This is a genomic window from Clostridium sp. CS001 (assembly GCF_020443565.1).
Taxonomy (GTDB): Bacteria; Bacillota; Clostridia; order Clostridiales; family Clostridiaceae; genus Clostridium_AD.
In genome coordinates this window covers 1-7,025 of sequence record NZ_JAIZZN010000055.1, presented here as the reverse complement: position 1 = coordinate 7,025, position 7,025 = coordinate 1, and the positions used below count along the sequence as shown (strand labels likewise).

7 protein-coding genes, 1 tRNA gene, 1 rRNA gene and 1 other RNA gene are annotated in these 7,025 nt (G+C 31.4%); all 10 read left to right on the top strand.

Annotated features, from left to right (window positions below; all coding sequences use genetic code 11):
- Positions 1-286 precede the first annotated feature (286 nt).
- Entirely contained in the window at positions 287-1,051 is a 765-nt protein-coding gene (locus tag LGK97_RS19370) for a DUF4358 domain-containing protein (RefSeq protein WP_226261927.1), read from the top strand.
- 170 nt (positions 1,052-1,221) lie between these two features.
- Positions 1,222-1,989 carry a prolipoprotein diacylglyceryl transferase gene (gene lgt, locus LGK97_RS19365; protein WP_226261925.1) on the top strand — a complete coding sequence of 256 codons (768 nt, stop codon included), beginning with the start codon at positions 1,222-1,224 and terminating at the stop codon, positions 1,987-1,989.
- 203 nt (positions 1,990-2,192) lie between these two features.
- A tRNA-Ser gene (locus LGK97_RS19360) sits at positions 2,193-2,282 on the top strand.
- 10 nt (positions 2,283-2,292) lie between these two features.
- Positions 2,293-2,558: signal recognition particle sRNA large type (ffs, locus tag LGK97_RS19355), an RNA gene on the top strand.
- A 277-nt stretch (positions 2,559-2,835) separates the two neighbouring features.
- Positions 2,836-4,452: a DNA polymerase III subunit gamma/tau gene (gene dnaX, locus LGK97_RS19350; protein WP_226261923.1), complete on the top strand. Its 1,617-nt coding sequence runs from the start codon at positions 2,836-2,838 to the stop codon at positions 4,450-4,452.
- Positions 4,453-4,640: 188 nt separating this feature from the next.
- Positions 4,641-4,979 carry a YbaB/EbfC family nucleoid-associated protein gene (locus tag LGK97_RS19345; RefSeq protein ID WP_226261921.1) on the top strand — a complete coding sequence of 113 codons (339 nt, stop codon included), beginning with the start codon at positions 4,641-4,643 and terminating at the stop codon, positions 4,977-4,979.
- A 42-nt stretch (positions 4,980-5,021) separates the two neighbouring features.
- Positions 5,022-5,618, top strand: coding sequence for a recombination mediator RecR (recR, locus tag LGK97_RS19340; RefSeq protein ID WP_226261919.1), 597 nt, complete (start codon positions 5,022-5,024; stop codon positions 5,616-5,618).
- 61 nt (positions 5,619-5,679) lie between these two features.
- A complete protein-coding gene (locus LGK97_RS19335; protein WP_226261917.1) occupies positions 5,680-5,958 on the top strand; it encodes a DUF2508 family protein in 279 nt (92 codons plus the stop codon).
- Between the two features lie 128 nt (positions 5,959-6,086).
- A complete protein-coding gene (locus LGK97_RS19330) occupies positions 6,087-6,341 on the top strand; it encodes a pro-sigmaK processing inhibitor BofA family protein (protein WP_226261916.1) in 255 nt (84 codons plus the stop codon).
- A 611-nt stretch (positions 6,342-6,952) separates the two neighbouring features.
- Positions 6,953-7,025: ribosomal RNA gene (locus tag LGK97_RS19325) — 16S ribosomal RNA — on the top strand; the annotation flags it as partial.

Here is a 7,025-nt window from a genome sequence, read left to right as displayed (position 1 = left end):
ATAAAACCTTACTCATTTTCCACCATCCTATCCTTATATAAATTATACAAAAAAAGTACCTATAGTCCAAACACTTTTTTTCTAAGTGTCCTTCCTATAGGTACCATTATACTAATGGTTTCGTTTTTATTTTATCTTTACAGATGCTCAATTTTATATGCATCAAATATTTAAAATTAATATATAAGTGAAACGTTTTAGCGTTATGTTTCGTCAAGATAGTGTAGGAATATACAAGGAGTAAAAATTATAAAATAAAATACTATTAAAAAAGGATGGTTTAATTATGAAAAAAAGAATAAGTTGTATTATAGCACTACTAGTTATGATGTCAGCAGTAGGCTGTTCAAGTAAAGGTAAGGTTGATAATGTAGACAACTTATCCAATGTACAGCAAGAGAAAAAAGATACAACAAGTGTAGAAAATAATCAGGTAACAGATAAAAAGGATGAAATTATAAAAAATCCACAAGAGACTCAAAAGCCCGTAGATATTGATGTGAAAAAGAAGGAAGAAGAGCAAACTAAGAAACCATTGAATACTACGAATACAAAGCCTAAGGAGAATAATGTAAAGGCACCGGTAGTGGTAACAAAACCTGTAGTAAAACCAGAGACACCCACAGCAAAGCCACCAGTTACAAAACCTCCAGTTGTAGAGACAAAAGTAGTTATAAGCGATATAATGAACAAAGTTACTAAGGAAGTACAACTTTTTAGTATGATGGATCTAAGTAAAGAGGAAATGAAGGGCTTTTACTATATAAATACTGATAATATTGAGGACTTTATAATTAAAGTTCCTATGATGAATGTTAAGGCTACAGAAGCTGCAATTATAAAAGTCAAAGATGTAAAGAACGTAGAAAGTGTGAAGGAAAGTATAAATAAACGTGTAAAGGATTTAGAAAGAACATGGGGACAATACTTACCAGATCAGTATGAACTAGTTAAAAATCATATATTAAAGAGTAATGGTCAATATGTTATTTTCATTATAAGTGAAGATGCTAAAAAAATAGAAGGAATATTTGACAGTTACTTTAAATAATTTATTGAGCTTTAAATATTTTTCTTTACTTTTTTACAATAGTCAGACACAATTAGTATAAGATTGATTATAAAAGATCAAGTTTAATTTAAAACTTGATCTTTTTATTGATTGTATTAGGAATTTTATAGGCAAAGCACAAAATAGTAATACAAAAGGAGAGGTTACATATGAATCCAATAGCTTTTAATATATTTGGGTTAGACATAGCTTGGTATGGAGTTTTTATTGCAACGGGAATGATGGTTGCAGTTATCTTAGCTGGTTTTACTAGTAAATTAAAAGACCTTGATTATGATGAACTTTTGAACATTGCAATGATATCTTTTCCAATAGCAATTATAGGAGCTAGAGCTTACTATGTAATATTTGAATTTAGTCAATACAAGGACAATTTAATAGATGTATTTAACATACGTGAAGGTGGGCTTGCTATACATGGTGGGATTATATTTGGTATGGCTGCTGCAATAATATATACAAGATATAGAAAGGAAAACTTCTTAGAGTTCGTAGATGTGGCAGCGCCTTCTATAATTATTGCTCAGGCAATAGGTAGATGGGGAAACTTCTTTAATAGTGAAGCTCACGGTGGACCAGTTACTAAAGCTTTTATAAGCAAGTTTCCAAATTTCATACAAAAGGGTATGCTAATAGATGGAACATATTATCATCCAACCTTCCTATATGAATCAATATGGAATGTGCTTATAGGGTTATTACTCATTTATTTATTAACAAAAACTCTTAAAAAGGGAACTGTATTCTTTAGTTATATAGGGTTATACTCTATAGGAAGGTTCTTTATTGAAGGACTAAGGACTGACAGTTTAATGCTTGGAGGAATAAGGGTAGCACAACTTATAAGTTTGACAGGAGTTGCACTTTGGATTATATTCCTTGTGATAAGTTATAAGAAAAGAGATCTTCATTATTGATTTATGAGTTATTAGTCTAGGTTATAGCAATATTTGATAAAATAAGGTTATAACCTAGTAAGTTGAAAACAATGATGTATTATGAATGTATTGAAAGACTTACAAAAATATTTATACAAATAACTATTGATTATACTATTTATTAATAGTATAATTAATTTTGTTGCACTATAAAGGTGTATATAAGGATAAACATACTTTATGGAGAGATGTCCGAGTGGCTTAAGGAGCACGCCTGGAAAGCGTGTGTAGGGGAAACTCTACCGAGGGTTCGAATCCCTCTTTTTCCGCCAATTTAAATTTCCGTACTAGCCGGGGAGTTAGCGGTGCCCTATAACCTGCAACCCGCTACAGCAGGGGTGAATTCCTCACCTAGGTTATAAATTGTGTGGTCTGACTTATATAAGTGGCGTTGAGAGCTGGGCCCCACGCAATGGAAATTCATGAACCCCGTCAGATCCGGAAGGAAGCAGCGGTAAGTGATCCATTCCATGTGCCGTGGGTCAACCTGGTTTGAGTTAACTGTATAGGTAACGCGCATAGTTTATACATCGAAGTGAGGTGTACGGTCTACATAAGAATTATAAGATGCCTATTGGCATCTTTTTTTTACTTGAGAATTATAATTTTTTTGATAAGTGGATAGTATTTATAGATAAATTGTATTAAAGTTAATTATTATATGTAAAGGCAGATAATATTTGTTTTTTATAAATACAAACTAATACTGTAATATAAATGATATAATTATATAAGTAAAAGAACTAAGATTGTAATAATCAAATGTGAAAACTCAAAAGGATTTGAGAAGAATATAAATATCATTACTTTGGAGAGGTGAACTTTGTGGCATATACAGCTTTATATAGAGAATGGAGACCAAGGACTTTCGGAGATGTAGTAGGTCAAGAGCATGTGACTATAACTCTAAAAAATCAGATAAATAGTAAAAGAATAGCCCATGCATATCTTTTATGTGGTACAAGAGGAACTGGAAAGACTTCATCAGCTAAGATATTAGCTAAAGCAGTTAATTGTTTAAACTCTCCGCAAGGGGAGCCTTGTAATGAGTGTGAAATGTGCAAGAAGATAGAGGCAGGGATTGCAATAGATGTTACTGAGATAGATGCAGCATCTCATAATGGAGTAGATAATATTCGCGATATCATAGATGATGTTCAGTATCCACCACAGGAAGCAAAGTATAAGGTTTATATTATAGATGAAGTTCATATGCTATCAATAGGAGCTGTCAATGCGTTCTTAAAAACATTAGAAGAGCCACCAAGTAATATAATATTTATATTAGCGACAACTGATCCGCAAAAGTTGCCAATAACAATACTATCGAGATGCCAAAGGTTTGACTTTAAAAGAATAAAAAGTGCAGATATATTTGAATTACTACGAAAGATTGTTACACAGCAAGGAATTTATGTAGAAGATAATAGTTTGAAGTTAATAGCTAGGATTTCTGATGGAGCTGCGAGAGATGCTCTAAGTATTTTAGATCAAGCCATATCAATGAATGATGGCAAAGTGGATTATGATGATGTTATTAATATGTTAGGACTTGTAACCTCCGAGAGTCTTATAATGCTTTCAGACAGTATAATAGATAGAAATATTGAAGTTGCAATAAAGACTATAAATGAAATAGTTTTTAGTGGTAAAGATATATATGTATTTATAAAAGATATGACTACTCATATGAGGAATCTTTTAATGGCAAAAGTAAGTGACAATGTAGAAGAAGTTTTAGATATGTCTAGTGAAAATATAGAAATCTTAAAGCAGCAGGCGTCTAAAATAAGAGTAGAAGAAATCATGAGGAATATAAAGATACTTCAAGATGCGGAAGAACAGGCCAAGTGGAGCAAACAGAACAGAATATTTCTAGAGCTCGCGGTTATTAAAATGTGTAAAATAGAATATGACACCTCAAAAGAAGTGCTATTAGCTAGAATAAACAAGTTAGAAGATATAGTTAAGCAAGGAAAGATAACAGTAGCTTGTGAAAGCATAACGCCTAGGGCTTCTGAAAAGGGTGATAAGATAAAGCCAAACACAGCAAATAAGAAAACAGAAATAAGGCCAGTGCAAAAACATAATGCTAATTCTAACTTAAGCGTTGATATGGTGAAAAAGTCCTTTAAGGACATTTTAGATATTTTTAAGGCGCGAAGACATATGGTTGTATATGCATCATTAATGACAGGAGAAATTGTTGCCTGTGATGGTGGAGTCATAGAATTACACTATGAAAAACAGTTCGCATTTAATAAAATTAGACTTGAGAAAGAAGAAAATAGAAATTTAATAGAGGAAATATTTTCTGAGTCATTAAAGGAACCTGTAAAAATAAAATATACTATAGAGGCTGAAGAAAAACAGAGCAGATCTCCTGAGGATATATTAATAGAAGCATTTGGAGAAGATCTTGTTGAAGTATTAGATGAATAAAAATATTTACTTATTTAATGGAAATTATTATAGGTATTAGTATATAATAATATAGGAAAGTTATAATAAATTAGCAATATATTTTTCTGGATTATAAACACCTAAATCTAATTATAACTTTTAGAGGTCCAGAGGATATAAATATAATAATATTAACTTAAATAACAAATAAATAGGAGGTAACTATTATGGCAAAAGGCGGATTTCCAGGTATGGGTGGAAATATGAATAGTTTAATGAAGCAGGCTCAAAAGTTTCAACAACAAATGGAAGAAATGCAAAAGGGTTTAGAAGACAAAAGATTTGAAGCATCTGTTGGAGGTGGAGCAGTAACTGTAGTAGCCAATGGAAAGAAACAGCTTATTGAAGTAAAGATAAAACCAGAAGTAGTAGATCCAGATGATGTTGAAATGCTTGAAGATTTAATTATGAGTGCTTGTAATCAAGCATTAAAGATTGCAGAAGAAGAAACAAGTAGTGAAATGGGTAAATTAACAGGCGGATTAAACATGCCAGGATTATTCTAATAAACAGTAGTTTAAAAGCTACATCGTTACGAGGTGACTAGATTGGATTTTTATCCAGTAGCAATAGAAAAACTTATAGAAGAGTTTGCAAAGCTCCCTGGTATAGGGAAAAAAACAGCTCAAAGACTTGCATTATTTGTGTTAAATCTTCCAAAGGAAGAAGTAGAGGAGTTTGCTCATGCACTGGTTCAAGCTAGAGGGACTTTAAAGTTTTGCGCAATATGTGGAAGTTTTGCAGATACAGATCCTTGTGCGATCTGTTCTAATCCTAATAGGGATAAAAGTATCATTTGCGTAGTTGAAAATCCAAAAGATATTATGACTATGGAAAGAGTAAAGGAATTTAATGGTGTTTATCATGTTCTTCATGGAACAATATCTCCTATGCTTGGAAGAGGACCTGAAGATATAAAGTTAAGGGAACTTATAAGAAGAATTAATGGAGACGTAAAAGAAGTGATAGTTGCAACTAATCCAAACATAGAGGGAGAAGCTACGGCCATGTATATATCTAAAATATTAAAACCACTAGGTGCAAAAGTTACAAGAATTGCACATGGCATCCCAGTTGGTGGAGATTTAGAATATACAGATGAAGTAACTCTTTCTAAAGCTTTAGAGGGAAGAAAAGAAATATAGAATATAACTCCTATTTTATGTCAAGAATTTAGACAAGATATAAAATAGGAGGTTTTTTATTATGAATAGAAAAAAGATAATAGAAATATTATTTTCAACTCTAGAATATACCCAGGAACAAAAGGACATTATTATACAATTAGAAGAAGCTAAGCTTGAGTGGGAGAGTGCAAAGAAATACTTTGAAGTTGCCGATGACCCTAAATTAATAGATTATGCAATTTATAGAGAAGACCAATCTAAAGCTAGATATATATTTTTCTTATTAGAAGCTAGGCGAAAAGGGATAACCATTAATGCTAGTTACATGATAGAAGAGCTTGATTCTATTATCAGATAAAAACTCTATTTACGGTGTAATTAATACTATATTTAGTAATGCTTAAATATACTATTAGTAAGATGTAATTAAGTAATGGATTATCAATGATAAATTAAAGTTTAAGATTTACATAGGGGGGATTACGTATGGAGGTTGCATTGTATTTTTTGATTGCAATAGTTGCAATGATAGTCTTGGTAAAGCTTTTTTCTTGGCCACTAAAAGTATTAGGTAAGTTAATATTGAATGGTATTTTAGGAGTTCTACTTTTGCTATTGGTTAACTTTGCAGGCCAGTACATAGGGATAACTATCCAAATAAATGCTGTAACTGCGCTTATCGCAGGATTCCTAGGAGTGCCTGGAGTAATATTTCTTATAATTTTTACTGCGATAATGTAATATGATTGTAGAAATCATAGTTTACACCAAAGCAAAGAGAGAATAGAGTGATAGTACCTTGTGTCTATATAAAGGTATATTGCTCTTTTATTATTTATGGGTATAGGCCAAAATCGGATTAGTATATATTAATGAATAAATAACTATCCTGGTGTATCAATATAAGATATATAGAGATAAAGTCTAAAAATTAAAGAATAATGAGCCTATTTTATTTTAATTGCACCAGAGTCGATTATTTGATAAATGTTTTATGATAAGATAGTCAATGTCGCAACTGACAATAAGCGACAAAGATTAAGCTAAGTTAACAACTTATATGAAATTATTTAAAAGAAATTAGAAACTTGTTGACAAAAGCAAAGCAAATTGATATAATATTAGAAGTCATCACTTGATGGCAAAGTAAATTGGTCTTTGAAAATTAAACAGAGAAATAGGTAAAGAAACGAAATAATATTTCGTTAAACCAGTTAATTACTTTAGCAAAAAGTAATTCTTAGTTTTAAGACTAAGAGAATTGTAATGAGCTTGCGAATCAACCTAACAGTTGATTAACTGACTTAACAGTTAGCGCAGATTATAACATTTCAATAAAAAGTGTAAACTTTTAAATTGAGAGTTTGATCCTGGCTCAGGACGAACGCTGGCGGCGTGCCTAACACATGCAAGTCGAGCGATGAA